This is a genomic window from Duganella sp. GW821-FHT07F09 (assembly GCF_059418705.1).
Genome location: NZ_JBWKQJ010000002.1, coordinates 74,870 through 93,551, shown reverse-complemented (window position 1 = coordinate 93,551; position 18,682 = coordinate 74,870). Strand labels below are relative to the sequence as shown.

At 64.5% G+C, this 18,682-nt stretch carries 14 protein-coding genes; 13 read left to right on the top strand and 1 reads right to left on the bottom strand.

The genetic code is table 11. The features are described 5' to 3' along the window. Position 1 precedes the first annotated feature (1 nt). From AC07P1_RS05485 to AC07P1_RS05475, 3 genes are read left to right on the top strand one after another with little or no spacing between them, the layout of a single operon-like run. A complete protein-coding gene (locus tag AC07P1_RS05485; RefSeq protein ID WP_494694854.1) occupies positions 2 to 1,690 on the top strand; it encodes a methyl-accepting chemotaxis protein in 1,689 nt (562 codons plus the stop codon). A gap of 12 nt (positions 1,691 to 1,702) precedes the next feature. Next, on the top strand, positions 1,703 to 2,203 hold the full coding sequence (locus AC07P1_RS05480) for a chemotaxis protein CheW (protein ID WP_494694853.1): 501 nt from the start codon (positions 1,703 to 1,705) through the stop codon (positions 2,201 to 2,203). A 44-nt stretch (positions 2,204 to 2,247) separates the two neighbouring features. Beyond that, on the top strand, positions 2,248 to 3,732 hold the full coding sequence (locus AC07P1_RS05475; RefSeq protein ID WP_494694852.1) for a methyl-accepting chemotaxis protein: 1,485 nt from the start codon (positions 2,248 to 2,250) through the stop codon (positions 3,730 to 3,732). Between the two features lie 13 nt (positions 3,733 to 3,745). Here the strand turns inward: AC07P1_RS05475 and AC07P1_RS05470 are convergent, their stop codons facing one another. Continuing rightward, positions 3,746 to 4,567 (bottom strand): class I SAM-dependent methyltransferase, encoded by an 822-nt coding sequence (locus AC07P1_RS05470; RefSeq protein WP_494694851.1) that lies wholly within the window; start codon positions 4,565 to 4,567, stop codon positions 3,746 to 3,748. Positions 4,568 to 5,020: 453 nt separating this feature from the next. Here AC07P1_RS05470 and AC07P1_RS05465 point away from each other — a divergent pair, with 453 nt between their 5' ends. From AC07P1_RS05465 to AC07P1_RS05420, 10 genes are all read left to right on the top strand, one after another. Further along, on the top strand, positions 5,021 to 6,658 hold the full coding sequence (locus AC07P1_RS05465; RefSeq protein WP_494694850.1) for a TldD/PmbA family protein: 1,638 nt from the start codon (positions 5,021 to 5,023) through the stop codon (positions 6,656 to 6,658). 18 nt (positions 6,659 to 6,676) lie between these two features. Further along, a complete protein-coding gene (locus tag AC07P1_RS05460; RefSeq protein WP_494694849.1) occupies positions 6,677 to 8,014 on the top strand; it encodes a TldD/PmbA family protein in 1,338 nt (445 codons plus the stop codon). A gap of 212 nt (positions 8,015 to 8,226) precedes the next feature. Further along, complete coding sequence (locus tag AC07P1_RS05455; RefSeq protein WP_494694848.1) at positions 8,227 to 9,864, top strand: TldD/PmbA family protein; 1,638 nt, start codon at positions 8,227 to 8,229, stop codon at positions 9,862 to 9,864. Positions 9,865 to 9,867: 3 nt separating this feature from the next. Beyond that, on the top strand, positions 9,868 to 11,205 hold the full coding sequence (locus AC07P1_RS05450; protein ID WP_494694847.1) for a TldD/PmbA family protein: 1,338 nt from the start codon (positions 9,868 to 9,870) through the stop codon (positions 11,203 to 11,205). 16 nt (positions 11,206 to 11,221) lie between these two features. Continuing rightward, complete coding sequence (locus tag AC07P1_RS05445) at positions 11,222 to 11,842, top strand: DUF4159 domain-containing protein (RefSeq protein ID WP_494694846.1); 621 nt, start codon at positions 11,222 to 11,224, stop codon at positions 11,840 to 11,842. Between the two features lie 2 nt (positions 11,843 to 11,844). Then, positions 11,845 to 12,840, top strand: a complete 996-nt coding sequence (locus tag AC07P1_RS05440; protein WP_494694845.1) for an AAA family ATPase — start codon at positions 11,845 to 11,847, stop codon at positions 12,838 to 12,840. Then, on the top strand, positions 12,840 to 13,751 hold the full coding sequence (locus tag AC07P1_RS05435; protein ID WP_494694844.1) for a DUF58 domain-containing protein: 912 nt from the start codon (positions 12,840 to 12,842) through the stop codon (positions 13,749 to 13,751). The genes AC07P1_RS05440 and AC07P1_RS05435 overlap by 1 nt, the downstream gene beginning before the upstream one ends. Positions 13,752 to 13,777: 26 nt before the next feature. Continuing rightward, the gene (locus AC07P1_RS05430) at positions 13,778 to 14,839 is read left to right on the top strand and encodes a hypothetical protein (protein ID WP_494694843.1); all 1,062 of its coding nucleotides are present in this window, start codon (positions 13,778 to 13,780) and stop codon (positions 14,837 to 14,839) included. Beyond that, entirely contained in the window at positions 14,823 to 16,937 is a 2,115-nt protein-coding gene (locus tag AC07P1_RS05425) for a hypothetical protein (protein WP_494694842.1), read from the top strand. Before AC07P1_RS05430 ends, AC07P1_RS05425 begins: the two co-directional genes overlap by 17 nt. Further along, complete coding sequence (locus AC07P1_RS05420; RefSeq protein ID WP_494694841.1) at positions 16,934 to 18,640, top strand: hypothetical protein; 1,707 nt, start codon at positions 16,934 to 16,936, stop codon at positions 18,638 to 18,640. The genes AC07P1_RS05425 and AC07P1_RS05420 overlap by 4 nt, the downstream gene beginning before the upstream one ends. The last annotated feature ends 42 nt before the right edge of the window (positions 18,641 to 18,682 follow it).

Genomic DNA, 18,682 nt, shown 5'->3' with positions numbered 1-18,682 from the left:
CATGCTTTCAACTTTGACGGTCAGGACCAAGATCCTGGCATTGCTGGGAGTGGCCATACTGGCGCTTATGGTTGTGGTCTTCATCGCCTTTTCCGGCTTGAAGGCGCAAGGGGCGATGCTCGACGAATTGGGCAAGAACCGCATGCCTTCCATACGGGCCCTGATGGTCATCAACGAGGCCCAGACGGCGCTGCGGTCGTCGAGCCGCTACATCGACGCGATGGGCATGTTCCCCGACGACGCCAACGATGTCGCCGCCGAAGTCAAGCGCAAGCAAGACACCTGGAGCACCGTCGACACGGCGTGGAAAACCTATGACGCCTTGCCGCAGGAACCGGAGGAGGCCGAGGTGTGGAAGACCTTCGTCAAGCAGTGGGATACCTGGAAGACGCGCGACCTGGCCATCACCGATATCGCGGCCCAGATAGCGCGGGCGGAAACCGGCAAGCGCAGGGAACTGTTCGCGCTCCTGCACAAAACGCTGCAGGAGAACCGCCCGGCGTTTCTAGCCGCGGAGGAGAGCCTCAACAAACTGGTGGCGTTGAATGTTCAATACGGCGATAACGATGTCAAACACGCCGATGAAGCCTCCAGAACCGCAGCGAGCAGCATGTATATCAGCGGCGGCGTGGCGCTGGCGTTGCTGGCGGCGATCGGGTTGATTATCCTGAACGGCATCATGCGCCAGCTTGGCGGCGACCCTTCCTACGCGGCGGAGATCGTGCGCAAGGTGGCCGACGGCGACCTTGGCGCCGACGTGCATGTCAGGGCGGGCGACACCACCAGCCTGCTGGCGGCGATGAAGGGCATGATCGACAAGCTCTCGCAGGTGGTGCAGGACGTGAACAACGGCGCCGAGTCGCTGGCCAGCGCCTCCGAGGAGGTCAGCGCGACGGCGCAGTCGCTGTCGCAGGCGGCCAGCGAGCAGGCCGCCGGCACCGAGGAGACCAGCGCCTCGGTCGAGCAGATGACGGCGTCGATTTCGCAGAACACCGAGAACGCCAAGGTCACCGACGGTATCGCCAGCAAGGCGGCGATCGAAGCGGTGGAGGGCGGCGACGCGGTCAAGTCGACGGTGGCGGCGATGCGGCAGATCGCCAAGAAGATCAGCATCATCGACGATATCGCCTACCAGACCAACCTGCTGGCGCTGAACGCGGCGATCGAGGCCGCGCGCGCCGGCGAGCATGGCAAGGGCTTCGCGGTGGTGGCGGCCGAGGTGCGCAAGTTGGCCGAACGCAGCCAGATCGCGGCGCAGGAAATCGAGCAGGTGGCCAGCAGCAGCGTGCAGCTGGCGGAGAAGGCCGGCAATCTGCTCGATGAAATGGTGCCGAACATCCGCCGCACCTCCAACCTGGTGCAGGAGATCACGGCGGCGTCGGAGGAGCAATCGGCCGGCGTGGGCCAGATCAATTCCGCCATCACACAATTGAGCCAGACCACGCAGCAGAACGCCTCCGCCTCCGAACAACTGGCCGCCACCGCCGAGGAGATGAGCGGCCAGGCCGAGCAACTGCAGGAGACCATGTCCTTCTTCAAATTGTCCGGCGCCTCGCGGCCGCTGCGCACGGCCCGCGCGCCGGCCAGGCCGGCCAAGCCCGGGCCGGGGCGCGGACGGCCCGGCCATGGCGGCAGCAAGCAGATGATGGACATGGCCGATCCGGACGAATCGCATTTCGTTAAATTCTGAACGAGGCCGATGATGAGCAACGTACAAGGCGCCGAACCGCAATTTCTCAGCTTTATGCTGGGCCAGGACATGTTCGCGATGGGCATCCTGGCCGTGCGCGAGATACTGGAGTACGCGGGCGTGACGCCCGTGCCGCAAATGCCGCCTTGTATCAGCGGCGTGATCAACCTGCGCGGCACGGCGGTGCCGGTGCTCGACCTGGCGTGCCGGCTCGAGCGCGAGCCGGTAGCGGTGAGCAAACGCACCTGCATCATCGTCGTCGAAGTCGACGGCGATGGAAGCACTGGCGGCGCCTTCGTGATCGGCATCCTGGTCGACGCGGTCAACGCGGTGCTCGACATCCCGCCGTCGGAGGTGGAACCGGCGCCCAGCCTGGGCGCGCAGGTGCGCGCCGAGATGCTGCAGGGGATAGGCAAGGTCAATGGCCGCTTCGTTCTGCTGCTGGACGTGCGGCGGGTGGCGTCCGTGGGCGACCTGGCCGCCATCGCTCCCGCCGCCCTGGATCACGTGTAGCCGCGCACCGCGTCCGCACGAACACACCACCCTGGAGAACCATCATGTTCAAACATATGAAAATGGAGACCCGGCTGCACGCCGGATTCGGCGTCATCGTGCTGTTGGTGGTGGTGCTGGGGATTATCGCCTTCGCCAAACTGACGTCGCTGCACGACCAATGGGCGCGTTTCGAGAGCGTCACCTTGGCGCGCAAGAACGCGGTGCTGGAAGGCGTCATTTCGCAAGGCCACGCCGTCCAGCAATTCAAGAACTACATTCTGCGCGGCGGCGAGCAAAACACCCAGTTCCGCGCCGCGCTGGCCAATATCGACAAGGAAATGGCCAACTACAAGGCCGTGGGGCCCCTCAGCGAGGAAGAACAGGTGCTGTTGGGCGAAGTGGCGGCCGGCGTCAAGGCCTATGGCGACAGCATGGTGGAGCTGGAGGCGATGCAGGCCAAAGGCATGACGCCGGTGGAGATGGATAAATCCATCAAGGGCGCCGACGCCGCCATCGCCGGCGCGTTCCGCAAGCTGCTCAAGCTCAACGACAGCGTGACCGACCGCGAATCGGCGGCGATGACCGAGGTGACCGATTCGGCCAAGCGCCTGATCCTGTCCGTCGATATCGTCATCGCCATACTTGGCTGCGTGCTTGCGGTATGGCTGGCGCGCAGCCTGTCGGGCATCGTGCGCGAGGTGCAGATGGTGGTCGCCGGCCTGGCCGGGGCGTCGCAGGAAGTCAGTTCGACGGCGCAGTCGCTGTCGCAGGCGGCCAGCGAGCAGGCCGCCGGCGTCGAGGAAACCAGCGCGTCGATCGAGCAGATGACGGCGTCGATCGCGCAGAACACGGAGAACGCGAAGATCACCGACGGCATCGCCACGCAGGCCGCCGTGGACGCGACGCGCGGCGGCGAGGTGGTCAAGGCGACGGCGGCGGCGATGCGTCAAATCGCCAGCAAGATCAGCATCATCGACGATATCGCCTATCAAACCAATCTGCTGGCGCTGAACGCGGCCATCGAGGCGGCGCGCGCGCACGAACACGGCAAGGGCTTCGCGGTGGTGGCGGCCGAGGTGCGCAAGCTGGCCGAGCGCAGCCAGGTGGCGGCGCAGGAGATCAGCAAGGTGGCGGCCGACAGCGTCGATCTGGCCGAGCAGGCCGGCGTGATGTTCGATGCGCTGGTGCCCAATATCCGCAAGACGTCGGATCTGGTGCAGGAAATATCGGCGGCGTCGGAAGAGCAGAGTTCCGGCGTGCGCCAGATTAACAGCGCGGTCAATCAGCTTAGCCAGACCACCCAGGTCAACGCGGCCAGCTCGGAGGAACTGGCGGCGACGTCGGAGGAAATGAGCGCCCAGGCCGAGCAGCTGGGCCAATTGATGGCGGTGTTCAAACGCTATGCGGTCGAAGAGCGGGGGCCGGTGCGCCGCGCCGCGTCAACCAAGGGAGGCGGCGGCGCGGCCGCGCCGGTGGCACGCCCGGCGCGGGTTGTCTCGGTGGCCGCCCACGGATCGCCGGATGAAAACAAGTTCACCCGGTTCTGATGCCGTTACATGATCACGGCTTGACGAACTTCAGCGTCATGCGGTCGCTTTCGCCGATCGCCTGATACTTCGCGCGGTCCTCGTCCTTGTTGCCGTAGGTCGGCGGCAGCGCCCAGACGCCGCCTTTGTGGTCGGCGGTGTCTTTCGGGTTGGCGTTGATTTCCGATTTGGCCGCCAGCTTGAAGCCCGCCGCCTCGGCCAGGCCGATCACATACTTCTCGTGCATATAGCCGCTGCTGGCCGTTTCGTCTTGGGTCTTGTTGGCCGGCAGGCGATGCTCCACCACGCCGAACACGCCTCCCGGTTTCAGGCTGGTGTAGACGCTGGCGAACAGCGCTTTCATATTTTCCGGACCTGCCGGTATCCAGTTGTGGATATTGCGGAAGGTGAGCACCATGTCCACGCTGCCGGCCGGCGCGAATTCATATTTGCGCGGCGGCGAGAAAACGCCCAGCGCCACCTTGTTGTACACCGGGTTGGCGTTCAGGCGCGCCATGAAGCGTTCGGCGCTTTTGCGTTCGCGTTCGTCCGGCGCGGCCAGGTCGTTGCCGGCGGCGATCAGCTTTCCGCTATCGCGCAGATAGGGCGCCAGGATTTCGGTGTACCAGCCGGCGCCCGGCGCCAGCTCGACCACCGTCATGTTCGGGCGGATGCCGAAGAACGACAGCGTCTCGTAAGGGTGGCGGTAGACGTCGCGCTGCACGTTGGCAGGGGTGCGGGTGCTGGCGGCGATGGCGGCCTTCAGTTTGGCGTCGACGGCTTCGGTGGCGGCGATCGCGCCGCTTGCAGCGAACAGCGTGGTGGTGGCCAGGGCGGCCACGAGATAACTCTTCATGCAAACTCTCCTGAGGGTTCGGTTGGCGGCGCGCGGTCGCCCGCCCTGCGCGATCATCGGGCATGCATGCGAAGAGGTCAAGCGAATTGCGACGGCCGCACCACCGAAGTGCGGCGCGCCTTCGGCTGGACGCCGCTCCGCCTGGCGCGGACACTGGCGGACACCGGCCGGACACTTCGCGGACACTTTCGCGGACACTTTTCCCACGTTTGACGCCCCGCCGGGGGACTCTTGTAACACAGTGTTTCGCTGTGGTGGATGGCATACATTTTGCCTATCCCGATCCTTAATCCGGCGCTACTATTGGTAATCCTGCGAAAACGGCGACGGATATTCAGGTGTCACGCAAAGAAGCAAGAGCTATAAGAGTAGGACTCGCTAGAAGAGCAAATAAAAGCTAAGCAGAACCCTGGGCGGCTGGCCCACAATCATTGCCTTACGTTTGGAGATACGATGGAACGACGTGCATTCCTCAATATTAGTAGTCTGGCCCTGGGCACGATGCTGCTGCCCGCCTTCGGTCGCGCGATCGCCGCCGAGGAGCTGCTCGCGCCGGTCGCCCTGCAGTTCAAGAAAATGCTGGCCGATACCGCGATGACGGCGGCCACGCAGGCCGGCGCCTCGTACTGCGACGTGCGCGTGGGCCGCTATCTGAACCAGTTCATCACCACCCGCGACCTGAATGTCGAAAACGTCGTCAACACGGAATCGGCCGGTGTCGGCGTGCGCGTGATCGCCGGCGGCGCCTACGGCTTCGCCGCCACCAACGACATGACGCCGGACGGCGTGGCCGCCGCGGCCCGGCAGGCGGTGGCCATCGCCAAGGCCAACGCCAAACTGCAAACCGAGCCCGTTCAACTGGCCCCCGTCAAGGGCGTGGGCGAAGTGTCGTGGGCCACGCCGATCGTCAAGGACTGGCGCACTGTCCCGATCAAGGAGAAGGCCGAGCTGCTGATCGCCGCCAACAAGGCCGGCATGGAAGGCGGCGCGAGCTTCATGCAATCGTTGCTGTTCCAGGTGAACCAGCAGAAGTACTTCGCATCGACCGACGGTTCCTACATCGACCAGGACCTGCACCGCCTGTGGATGCCGGTGTTCGCCACCGCCGTCGACAAGACGACCAACAAGTTCCGCTCGCGCCAGGGATTGTCGGCGCCGGTCGGCATGGGCTACGAATACCTGGATGCGCGCCCGGAGCACAAGATCAAGGCCGCCGGCGGCGTGACCACCTTGTACACCGGCTCCTACGATCTGATCGAGGATGCGCGCGCGGCCGGCAAACAGGCCAAGCAAAAACTCACCGCCAAGTCGGTCGAACCGGGCAAATACGACCTGGTGCTGTCGCCGGAGCACATGTGGCTGACCATCCACGAGTCGGTGGGCCACCCGACCGAACTCGATCGGGTGCTGGGCTACGAAGCCAACTTCGCCGGCACCAGCTTCGCCACGCTCGATAAGTGGCAGAGCAAGAAGTTCAAGTACGGCGCGGACATCGTCAACATCGTCGCCGACAAAACCACGCCAGGCTCGCTGGCCAACGTCGGCTACGACGACGAGGGCGTCAAGTGCAAACGCTGGGACATCATCAAGGACGGCATCCTGGTCAACTATCAGGCCACGCGCGACCAGGCCCACATCATCGGCGAAAAGGAATCGCACGGTTGCTCGTACGCCGACAACTGGAGCAGCGTGCAGTTCCAGCGCATGCCCAACGTCTCGCTCCAGGCGGGCAAGAAGAAGATGACGCCCGACGAGATGATCAAGGACGTCAAGAAGGGTATCTACATCGTCGGCGACGGCTCGTTCTCGATCGACCAGCAGCGCTACAACTTCCAGTTCGGCGGCCAGCTGTTCTACGAAATCAAGAACGGCAAGATCGGCCCGATGCTCGAAGACGTCGCCTACCAGTCCAACACCCAGGAATTCTGGAACGCCTGCGCCGGCATGTGCGACGAGCGCGATTGGCGCATGGGCGGCTCCTTCTTCGACGGCAAGGGCCAGCCTTCGCAGTCGTCGGTGGTCTCGCACGGCTCCAGCACCACGCGCTTCAACGGCATCAACGTCATCAACACCGCACGCAAAATCGGCTAAGCCTGGAGAACAGAGAATATGAAGAATTTGAGTCAAGAAGAGACCAAGCGTATCTGCGACAAGGTGCTGTCGCTGACCAAGGCCGACCAGTGCGAAGTGAACCTGAGCGGCAGCCGCACCGGCAATATCCGCTACGCGCGCAACGCCGTGTCGACCGCCGGCTTGATCGAGGACACGCAGCTGATCGTGTCGGTCGCCTTCGGCAAGAAGCAGGGCATCGCCACCATCAATGAGCTGGACGACAAATCGCTGGAAAAGGCCGTGCGCCGCGCCGAGGACCTGGCCCGCCTGGCGCCGGAAAACCCGGAGTTCATGCCGACACCGACCAAGCAGCAATACAAGGCCAGCGAGACCTTCTTCCAGAAGACCGCCGACATCGACCCTGAATTCCGCGCGCAGGTCGCGGCGTACAGCATCGAGAACAGCAAGAAGAACAAGCTGGTGGCGGCGGGCTTCTTCACCGATACGTCGAAATTCACCGCCATCGCCAATTCGAACGGCGTGTTCGGCTTCCAGCGCGATACGGGTGTCGACTTCAGTGTGACCGTGCGCACCGAGGACGGCCGCGGTTCCGGCTGGGCCAAGCGCAGCGTGGGCGATGCGGGTATCTTCGATGCGCGCGAGGCGTCCAACGTGGCGATCGAAAAGGCGTTGCGGTCGGTCGAGGCCAAGGCGCTGGAGCCGGGCCGTTACACGGTCATCCTGGAACCGGCCGCCACTTCCGACCTGCTAGCCTACATGTTCAGCGGTTTCGACGCGCGCCAGGCCGACGAGGGGCGCAGCTTCCTGTCGAAAAAGGGCGGCGGCAACCGCATGGGCGAGAAGCTGTTCGACGAGCAGGTCAACGTCTGGGCCGACCCGTGGGACAAGAACGTGGCGGTGCTTCCGTGGGATAGCGGCAGCATGCTGGCGCGCGAGCATCAGGAGTTGATCAAGGACGGCAAGATCAATGCCCTGAACTACTCGATGTACTGGGCCAAGAAGCAGGGCAAGCGCGCGGTCGGCGCACCCGGCAACATCATCATGGCGGGCACCAACAAGTCCACCGAGGAGCTGATCGCCAACACCAAGAAGGGCGTATTGGTCACCCGTACCTGGTATATCCGCATGGTCGATCCTCAGTCGGTGCTGTTGACCGGTCTGACGCGCGACGGCACCTTCTACATAGAGAACGGCAAGATCAAGCACCCGATCAAGAACTTCCGCTTCAATGAAAGTCCGGTGTCGATGTTGAACAACATCGATGAACTGGGCAAGCCGGAGATCCTGTCGGGCGACGAGTCGGATTATCAGCTGCTGATCCCGGCGATGCGCGTGCGCGATTTCAATTTCACGTCCTTGTCGGACGCGGTGTAAGAAGATGCGTTAAGCGATATGCGCCGGCGCGGCGTGTATCGCGCGAAACCACGTAGGGCGGATTAGCGCAGCGTAATCGGCCATGCATGCGCCGCCGGCGGCGCATGCATGGCCGATTACGGCGTTCCGCCTAATCCGCCCCACGTGTTTGCTCGACTACGGTGCGGCGCGCGCACGGCCGATCACCCGATCATATTTTTTCAGGAGTTCATGTGGAACGTCGTTCATTTCTAAAAGTCGGCGCGGCCGCCGGCGGCAGCTTGCTGATCCCGGTCTTCGGCAACGCCATCGCGGCCGAGGAGCTGCTCAACCCCATGGCGGTGCAGTTTAAAAAATCGCTGGCCGACGCCGCGATGAACGCCGCCACCAAGGCTGGCGCCAGCTATTGCGACGTGCGCATCGGCCGCTACCTGAACCAGTTCATCACCACGCGCGATCTGAACGTGGAAAACATTGTCAACACCGAATCCTCCGGCGTCGGCGTGCGCGTGATCGCCAACGGCGCGTACGGCTTCTGCTCCACCAACATCATGACGATGGATTCGGTGGCCGAAGCGGCGCGCCAGGCGGTCGCCATCGCCCGCGCCAACGCCAAGCTGCAAACCGAGCCTGTCCAGCTGGCCCCCGTCAAGGGCGTGGGCGAAGTCGCCTGGGCCACGCCGTTCAAGAAGGACTGGCGCACGGTGCCCATCAAGGAAAAGGCCGAGATGCTGATCGCGGCCAACAAGGCCGGCATGGACGCCGGCGCCAACTTCATGCAGTCGATGCTGTTTCAGGTGAACCAGCAAAAGTACTTCGCCTCCACCGACGGCTCCTACATCGACCAGGACATGCACCGTCTGTGGTCGCCGCTGACCGCGACCGCCGTCGACAAGGCCACCAACCGCTTCCGCACCCGCGACGGCCTGTCGTCGCCTGCCAGCATGGGCTACGAGTTCTTCGACGCGAAGCCGGAGAACAAATTCAAGGCCGCCGGCGGCGTCACCACCCTGTACAAGGGCGCCTACGATCTGATCGAGGACGCGCGCGCCGCCGGACGCCAGGCCAGGGAGAAGCTGACGGCGAAATCGGTCGAACCGGGAAAATACGATCTGGTGCTGTCGCCGGAGCACCTGTTCCTGACCATCCACGAGTCGGTCGGCCACGCCACCGAGCTCGATCGCGTGCTGGGCTACGAGGCCAACTACGCCGGCACCAGCTTCGCCACCCTGGATAAATGGCAAAGCAAGAAATTCAAGTACGGGTCGGAACGCGTCAATTTCGTGGCCGACCGCACCACGCCAGGTTCGCTGGCGTGCGTCGGCTACGACGACGAAGGCGTGCCGGCCAAGCGCTGGGACATCATGAAGGATGGCATCCTGGTCAACTACCAGGCCACGCGCGACCAGGCCCACGTCATCGGCGAAAAGGAATCGCACGGCTGCTCGTACGCGGATAGCTGGAGCAGCGTGCAGTTCCAGCGCATGCCCAACGTCTCGCTACAGGCAGGCAAGAAGCCGCTGACGCCGGACGACATGATCAAGGACGTCAAGAAGGGCATCTATATCCTCGGTCGGGGATCCTTCTCGATCGACCAGCAGCGCTACAACTTTCAGTTCGGCGGGCAGCTGTACTTCGAGATCAAGAACGGCAAGATCACCAATCCGCTGGAGGATGTGGCCTACCAGTCCAACACCCAGGAATTCTGGAACGCCTGCTCGGCGTTGTGCGACGAGCGCGATTGGCGCATGGGCGGCTCGTTCTTCGACGGCAAAGGCCAGCCTAGCCAGGTCAGCTGCGTCTCGCACGGGTCTCCGACCACGCGCTTCAACGGCATCAATGTGATCAACACCGCCCGCAAGATAGGATAAACCATGAAGATGCTGAACCAGGAAGAAGCAAAGCGCGTTTGCGACAAGGTGATGGCGCTGTCCAAGGCCGACGAGTGCCGCGTGCAGATCAGCGGCAACCGCCGAGGCAATATCCGTTACGCGCGCAACAGCGTATCGACGGCGGGCTTGGTGGAGAACACGCAGCTGACCGTCAGCGTCGCTTTCGGCAAGCGCCAGGGTACCGCGTCGGTCAACGAGTTCGATGACAAGTCGCTGGAAAAAGCCGTGCGCCGCGCCGAGGAAGTGGCGCGGCTGGCGCCGGAGAATCCGGAGTTCGTGCCGGCGATTAAAACGCAGTTGTACAAAAGTTCGAACACCTACAGCGCGGCCACCGCCGCCATCGACCCGGAGTACCGCGCCGAAGTGGCCGCGCAGAGCATCAACTCGGCCCGCAAGAAAGGGCTGGTGGCCGCCGGCTTCTTCAGCGACACCACCGGTTTCGAAACCGTGGCCAATTCGAACGGCGTGTTCGGCTACCAGACCCTGACCAATCTTGGCTTCACCGTGACCACCCGCACCGAGGACGGTCGCGGTTCGGGATGGGTGACCCGTTCGGCCAACGACGCCGCCAAATTCGACGCGCGCGAAGCATCCGATGTCGCGATCGAAAAAGCGCTGAAGTCGGTCGACGCCAAAGCCCTGGAGCCGGGCCGCTACACGGTGATCCTGGAACCGGCGGCGACGTCGGAGATCATCGGACGCATGTTCGGCGCCTTCGATGCGCGGCAGGCCGACGAGGGCCGCAGCTTCCTGTCGAAGAAAGGCGGCGGCAATCGCCTTGGCGAGAAACTGTTCGACGAGCAGGTCAACCTGTGGGCCGATCCTTGGAACACCGATGTGCCGGTGCTTGCATGGGACAACGCCTCGATGCTGGCGCGCGAGCGCACGGACGTCATCAAGGGCGGCAAGGTCGAATCGCTGGACTACACCCAGTATTGGGCGCAAAAGCAGGGCAAGCGCACCTTCGGCCGCCACGGCAACATGATCATGTCCGGCGGCGGCAAGTCCACCGAGGAGTTGATCGCTTCGACCAAGAAGGGCGTGTTGGTAACGCGCACCTGGTACATCCGCATGGTCGATCCGCAATCGCTGCTGCTCACCGGTCTGACGCGCGACGGCACCTTCTACATCGAGAACGGCAAGATCAAGCATCCGATCAAGAACTTCCGTTTCAACGAAAGTCCGGTGACGATGTTGAACAACATCGATGAACTGGGTAAGCCGGTCGTCATCGGCGGCGACGAAGTGCGCTTCCAGATGATGATCCCGCCGATGAAGGTTCGCGATTTCAACTTCACCTCGTTGTCGGACGCGGTGTAAAGGATAAGGACAGCGCGTGGCCAACTACGATTTCTACTTCACCCGCCTGACTTACGAGTCGGGCGACTGGGATGTGGATGTCCGCATGCCGAGCAACGTGCTCAATTCGCTGGTCGAGTACACGACCTTGCGGGTCGATCCCGTCGAGCGCATCGTCGCGCTGTCCGATCCCAAGATGCTGGAGGCGCCGTTCTGCTATTTCGCCGGCCACAAGCTGGTGCAATTCACGGCGGCCGAACGCAAGAACCTGGAGCGCTACATCAAGGGTGGCGGGTTTCTTTTCGTCGACGACTGCAACCACGACATCGACGGCCTGTTCGCCAAGTCCTTCGAGAGCGAGATCGCCAGTATCTTCGGCAAGAGGGCCTTGCAGAAGATCCCCAACAACCACCCGGTATATTCGAGCTTTTTCAAGTTCGACGGACCGCCCAACACCAGCGTGGAGCTGAACGGCTGGGGCGACGATCTGGTGCACGACTATCTGAAGGCGGTGGAGGTCGGCGGGCGCGTGCGGCTTTTGTACAGCAACAAGGACTACGGCTGCGAGTGGGATTACGACTTCCGCAACAAGCGTTTTCTGGCGATCGACAACACCCGCTTTGCGGTCAATATCATTCAATACGCGTTGGGAGCTTAAAGATGGGCGCAATCGCCTGGAGTGAAAGTGAGATCGGCGCGTTGAGCGCCAAGGTGGCGGCGCTGAAGGCGAGCATGTCGAAGGTGATCATCGGCCAGGAGAGCGTGATCGATTCGTTGATCATCTGCCTGCTGGCCGGCGGCCACGCGCTGGTCGAGGGTGTCCCGGGACTGGGCAAGACCCTGCTGGTCAAGTCGCTGTCGCAGGCGACCGAGATGGACTTCCACCGCGTGCAGTTCACACCGGACCTGATGCCGTCCGATATCGTCGGCACCGAGATCCTGGAAGAGGATCACGCCACGCGCAAGCGCGAGTTCCGCTTCCAGCAAGGCCCGGTGTTCACGCAGGTACTGCTGGCCGACGAGATCAACCGCGCGCCGCCGAAAACGCAATCGGCGCTGCTGGAGGCGATGCAGGAACGCAGCGTGACCTTCGCCGGCCAGACGCACATGCTGCCCAAGCCATTCTTCGTGCTGGCGACGCAGAATCCGATCGAGCAGGCCGGCACCTACCCGCTGCCGGAAGCGCAACTGGACCGTTTCCTGTTGCGGATCGACGTGGTCTATCCGACCGAGGCGGAGGAGATCATGATGGTGTCGGCCACCACCAACGCGGGCCTCAAGGACGCCGAGCCGGTGATGGACGTGGCGACCCTGCTGCGTCTCCAGCAGCTGGTGCGCGATATCGAGATCGGCGACCACCTGCTGGCGTATGCCACGCGGCTGGTGCGCGCCACCCGGCCCGCGCTGACCGCGGTGCCGGCTGTGAAGAAACACGTCGGCTGGGGTGCCGGACCGCGCGCGGGGCAGGCGCTGGTGCTGGCGTCGAAGGCGCGCGCGTTGATGCACGGCCGGCTGGCCGTCACGCGCGAGGATATCGGCGAGATGCTGCTGCCGGTGCTGGCCCACCGCGTGATCCGCAACTTCGAGGCGGAAGCCGATGGCGTGGCGATCGCCGACATCTTGCTGGCCTTGCGCGAGCATATTCGCCCCGATTGATGCAAGCGAACCCCAAGCCGGCCGACGCCACGAGTGCGATGATGGTCCAGACCAAGGATTTGGAGCTGGTGATCCGTCACGTACTGGCGGGTCTTGGCCATGGCCTGCACGCCGGCCGCGAACGCGGCGCCGGCGTCGAGTTCTCCGAGTACCGCGCCTACGCGCCGGGCGACGAGTGGCGCCGGGTCGACTGGAAGCTGCTGGCGCGCGCGGACCGCTACTACGTGCGCGAGGCGGAGCGGGATAGCCATGTCGCCACCTGGTTGTGGCTCGACGCCACCGCCTCGATGGCGGAGCCTAGCCGCGAGATCAACGGTGTCGATAAGTTGTGGTTCGCCCGCACCGTGCTCGCTTGCGTGGCGGCGATCGCGCAGCGCCAGGGGGACGCCTTTGGTCTGGTTGTATGCAGTGGAGGCAAGGTCGAGTTCACACAGGCGACGCGCGGCCCGCGCCAGTTGCAGCGCGTGCTGGCGCAGCTGTCGAAGGCTCGCCCGGATGGAGGCTTGCCCACGGCGGAAGTGCTGAAAGCGAACCTGCATTTCGCCAGGTCGCCGAGTCTCATTTTCGCCGCCAGCGACTTCCTCGACTGGCCGTCGCCGTTGAGCGAGGCGCTGCTGCGCTTGCGCAAGCTGCGGCATGACGTGCGTTTGCTGACACTGCGCACGCAGGCGGAAGTCGATGCCATTTTCAAGTCCGGCGCCGGCTATCGCGATCCTGAACGGAGCGACGGTTTGCACCGCATGAGCAATCGGGACCGCGAGGGCTACAAGCAGCAAAGCCGCGCGCACTTCGACGGCGTGGCGGGCAGCTGCAAACAACACAACATCGTCCACTACGAGGCGTGCATCGAGCAGGAACTGGGCACGGTGCTGCGTAGCTGGCTGCGGCTGGCGGGAGCGCGCGCCAAATGAAGATTGAACATTGTGATGGATAGCCGATGCTGAGTTCTTATCCATTCTGGTGGCTCGCACTGCCGGTACTGCTGTTGCCGATATGGTGGCATCGCCAGAAGCGCCAGCGCTTAAAGGCGGAACCGCTGGCGACGGCGCGCTTTCTGCCTGTCGCCGCGCCGGAGCAGCTGCGCGTCTGGCAATGGCGCGACCGCATCCTGCTGCTGGTGCGCTGCCTGCTGTTGCTGGCGGTGATCGCCTGGCTGGCCGCCACCATCTTCCCATGGCGTGGCAACACGGTACTGCTCGACGCGGGGGTGGACAAGGCATGGGCGGAGCGCGAGATCGGCAGCGCCGGTTTCGCCGATGCGCCCCGTATCGACCTGCCGCCCGATGCCTTGCAGTGGCTACACCAGCATGAGCGTGACTGGCGGCCGGATGGCAGGCTGCTGATCGTCGCGCGAGCCGGGCAAATCGCCATGCCGGCGCGTACGCCGCGATTCGGCCACCGGGTGGAAGTGCGAACGATGCCTGCCACGACCCGAGCCGCCTTGCCGGGCGTGGTCCGGAATCCGGTGGTGCTGTCCACCGCATCCGCGAACGACGCCGCCTGGCGTTCGCTGTTCGCGGCGTTCGATAAAGCCGGGGATGGCAGCAACCGCTATTTGATAACCGACGCGCCGGATGCCGCCACCAAGCTGTTGGTATGGGATGTGCCGGGTGGGGCGCCGCCCGCCGGCTGGCGCGCGCCGCATTGGTGGATTCCTTCCGCCTCCGCGCAAACGGCGGCGTTTCCCGAGCTGAAAAATGCGGGCGCGGTCGCCATCGATGGCCTGATGTTGAAGTATGTGGACAGTCCGCGCGGCCGCCTTTGGACGTCGGAGGCATTCCCTCCACGCGACGCCGACACCGCGCGCGCCCTCTTCGAGGCCTGGCAGTCGCTGAGCGCCGCGCCAGCGCCAGCGTATCCAATGCCGTCACAGACACTGGCCACGGCCCGCGCCTCGTCGTCGGCCATCATCGATGCCAGGCCCGCGGTCTGGCTGGCCTACGTTTTGCTCGCGCTGTTTTTACTGGAACGGATACTTGCCCATGCACGGCGAAACTGACTTCCTGCGCCGCCGCTTGTGGGCCGCCGTCCTGCGCCGCCGGCTGCCGCAATGGCTGGCCGCGCTGGCGCCGTTGGCGCTTGCAGCCATCCTGCTGCCCGCCGCCCGCGCAATCGCACTAGCGGCCATCGTCATTTGGGTGATTTGGCTCGCCGCCGACATCTATCGCTTGCGCCGGCGGCTCGCGGATCAATGGCCGTCATGGCTGAACGCCGCGATCCCGGCGCTGGAGGACAGCAGCATGCTGCTTGCCGCCGGTGCGAAGACGCCGATCGCGCGGTTGCAGCAGCAACGCCTGCAATCCCGCCTCGCACAGGTGCTGACGGGCGACGACTATCGCCGTATCGCGCATACCCGCGTGCGATTCGGTTTCGCACCGCTGGTGGCAAGCCTGATCGCCGCGGGCGCGGCATGGGGTTTTCAAGCGAAACCCGCTACCGCCAACGTAGCGGCGGCCGCGGCACCCGCCAACAAGCCGATTGTCGATGGCGAGGTGTATTTGCGCGTCACGCCGCCGGCCTACACAGGCGTCGCCGGATTCGAGACCGCCGCACGCGACATCCAGATTCCACAATACTCCGAGGTGCGCTGGTGCGTGCGCAAACCCGCTGGCGCGCAACCGGTGGTGGAGTTGGGTGACGGGCAAGCGCTGCCCATCACGGCCGATTGCGCGACCAGGCGCGTCGAGGATTCGCTGTTCTGGCGTACGCGCGGTGCCGCCGGCACGCGGTACAACATCCGCGTCACGCCCGACCTGCCGCCGCAAGTGACGATCATCGAACCGGCGGAGCTGATACACCTGTTGCCCAAGGATGCGAAAGCCGTTCAGCTATCCGTTCTGGCAAAGGACGACTATGCGATATCACGTGCCAGCCTGCACATGACACTGGCGCGCGGCAGCGGCGAAAATGTCCGCTTCACCGATCGCGAAGTGCCGCTGCCGAAATCGGCGGACCCCAAGTCGCGCGGCTGGAAGAAACAATGGACGTTGGCGGAACTTGGTATGGAGCCGGGCGATGAATTGTACTTCTTCGTTCGTGCCACCGATAACGCGCCGGACAATCCGCACACCACGCAATCGCCCACCTACACGCTGCGCCTGCCCGGACCCGACGCCGAAAGCCTGGACTCGACGGCGCTGCCTTCCATGGTCAAGCCGGAGAATCTGCGCAGCCAGCGCCAGATCATCATCGATACCGAACAGCTGGTCGCCGATCTGCAGGCCAATCCCAAGATGTCCGTCGCCACGCTAAGGTCGCGCAGCGAAGGCATCGCCGCCGACCAGGCCGCGCTGCGGCTGCGCTACGGTCAATTCCTCGGCGAAGAATCGAGCTTGTTCGGCGACGCCCATGGACATGGGGGAGCGGAACACAAGGACAAGGAGCATGAACACGAGGGCGAGCACGAAGAGGATGACCATAAAGCCGGCGGACACGCCGAAGAAGAGCATCGCGGCGGTTCCGCAAAGATGGGCAGCGAGGTAGCGGCGATGCATCAATTCGGCCATGTCCACGATCAGGAGGACAACGCCACCATCTTCGACCCGCAGACCAAGGCGGTGCTCAAGCGCGCGCTGTCGGCGATGTGGGATGCCGAAAAATCGCTGCGAGCGATCTCGCCCAAGCCGGCACTTCCGCCCGAGTACAAGGCGCTGGAGGCGATCAAGGAGTTGCAGGCGGCGGAGCGGGTGTATCTGCATCGCACCGCCTTCGTGCCGCCGGCGTTGAAGGAGGAAAAGCGCATGAGCGGCGACATCGTCGGCGCGATGAGCTACAAGCGCGCGCAGGGCGCGGCCAGCGACAGCGTTCCGGCCGAGGTGCGGGAACTGGTGCGGTCTTTGGCGACGGAGGGCGCGTTGCCGGCGTTGTGGAGCAAATCCGCGCGCGACACGATCGCCGCCCGCATTGCCGATCAAGAGCAGAAACTGAGTGCTCAGCGCGCGGTCCAGGACGTGATGGACGGTTGCGTGCCATGTCGCGCCGAGTTGCGCGCCTGGCTGCGCGGCACGTTGACCGACGCACCGGTGCTGTTACAGGCGCGGTCCTCGGCCGATAGCCCGTTCGCGCAGGCTTGGCGCGGCAAGGAGCAGGCACGATGAGCGGCGCGGTGGTCTCCATCATGAATATCGCCACTGTCGATGCCGGCACCCTGGCTGTTCCCGCGCTGGCGCTGGCTGCCGGTCTCGTTAGCGCCGTCCTTTTTGCACGCAAGCGGCGGTGGATCAATGCGTTGCTGGTGGCGGTTGGCGCGGCGGCGTTGGCGACCGCGCTGGCAGACATTCGCCTGCCGTCCAGGGGAGGAGGCGCGTTGGCGGTTGTCACCGATGCCAACGGCCGGATCGACGAGGCGGCGTCGCGTGCCATGCCCGGCGCGGCCGCTATTGCCCTGAGTGGCGACGGACTGCGCGAGGCGGAGTGGCGGGATTTGCCTGCCAGGCCGCTGCAATGGAAACCGGCCCAGGCGGATCTGCTGTCGCTCGACTTTCCGCGCACGATGCCGTTGGGACGTATTTTCACGCTGGCCGTTCGTCGCCCGCATGCGCAAGGCGGATGGCGCTTGCAGCTGCTGGCCGAGAACAGGCAGGTGCTGGCCGATTCCGGCGCTATCGCGGCCGACAGCGCGCCCGCCGCGCAATTGTCCGTTCAATGGCTGCCGCCGGTGGCCGAGGCGATGGTGCTGCGCGCTCGCCTGCTGGATGCCAAAGGTAAGACGATTGCGGAGGGACCGGTGCCGCTGCAGGTGACCGAGGCGGTGCCGCTGCAAATCCAGGGGCGCTTCGATGCCGCGTCGTTCGACGCGCGGGCGTTGAACCGGCTGCTGTCCGACAGCGGCGCGATCGTCGATTGGAGCGTCACGCTGGGCAAGGCCATCGCCCGTAGTGAGACCGCGCGCGAGCCGCTCACCGCGCCGAACGCCATGTTCGTTGATGCGGCTTATGTGGAAAAGATGGCGCCATCGGCGCGCGCTGCGCTGTTGGCCGTGACGGGGCAGGGCATGCCGCTGGTGGTTCTGGGTGCGAATGCGGCCGATGCCGGATTCTGGCAGCGGGAGCTGGGGTTGCGCCTTCAGCCGCAATCGCCGACGACGGAGAAGGAGGACCAGCGCCAGTTCAGCGCTGGGGGTGTTTCGTTGGTCATGCCGCCGGCGACGCTCAATCCCGATGATCGCGGTGGCGGCCAGTGGTCGGTGCTGGCGCGTGACAATCGCAAGCAGGCGTGGTTGTGGCAGCGCGACTTGCGCCAGGGACGCGTGATCTGGGTTGGCGTTTCGGAGTGGCATCGTTACGCGATCAACGCGCCGCAGGCGTTGACGTTGTGGTGGCAGGATGCCATGGACCGGATGGTGTTGGCCGGTGTGCAAAAGGCGGAGTGGCGCTTCCCCGACACGATGCCGGTGACCGGATTGCGCAGCGAGGTGTGCGCGCAGGGCGCGGATACGGGGGCGTTGCTGCGTGTCGATGGTGGGCAGGGGTTGTCCTTGCAGGCGCGCGGGGACAAAGCCGATGGGCTTTGTGCCGCATGGTGGCCGCAGCGCGCGGGCTGGACGCGCTTTAGCGCCGCTGGCATGCCGGTGCCGGGGATGACGTATGTTTATGCTGCGGACGATTGGCCGTTGTGGCAGCGTTCCTTGCGGCGCGAGGCGACCGCGCGGTATGCGGCGCGTGCGCGGACGGCCGACGTAGCCGAAACAACGAACCGATCGCTGTCGCCGACGCCGTTCGCGTTGCTGTTTGCCTTCTGCATGCTGATGCTTTGGTACCGGGACCCGAGGTTCGACGCGGAACCACGTAGGGCGGATTAGCGTAGCGTAATCGGCCATGCATGTGCCGCCGACGGCTTATGA